The sequence below is a fragment of the Noviherbaspirillum autotrophicum genome (assembly GCF_000818395.1).
Classification (GTDB): domain Bacteria; phylum Pseudomonadota; class Gammaproteobacteria; order Burkholderiales; family Burkholderiaceae_D; genus Noviherbaspirillum; species Noviherbaspirillum autotrophicum.
Genome location: NZ_JWJG01000028.1, coordinates 3,002,824 through 3,003,023 on the forward strand (window position 1 = coordinate 3,002,824; position 200 = coordinate 3,003,023).

The 200-nt window shown below is 66.0% G+C and carries 1 pseudogene; it reads right to left on the reverse strand.

The features are described from left to right. Positions 1-200 (reverse strand): annotated as a pseudogene (locus tag TSA66_RS26275) (acyl-CoA dehydrogenase); the annotation flags it as partial.

Here is a 200-nt window from a genome sequence, read left to right on the forward strand (position 1 = left end):
GCGGATGGCCGCCAGATCGGCCGACGAAGAAGCCGACAGCTCTTCCTCGGTGCGACGCACCTGCGCCAAGATGCCCTTGGCAGTGGCGCCGGCATCGCGCACGGTCTTGCGGCCGACCAGGTCATTGGCCTGGATCGCGGTCGTGCCTTCGTAGATCGGCAGAATGCGTGCATCACGGTAGTACTGCGCTGCGCCCGTTT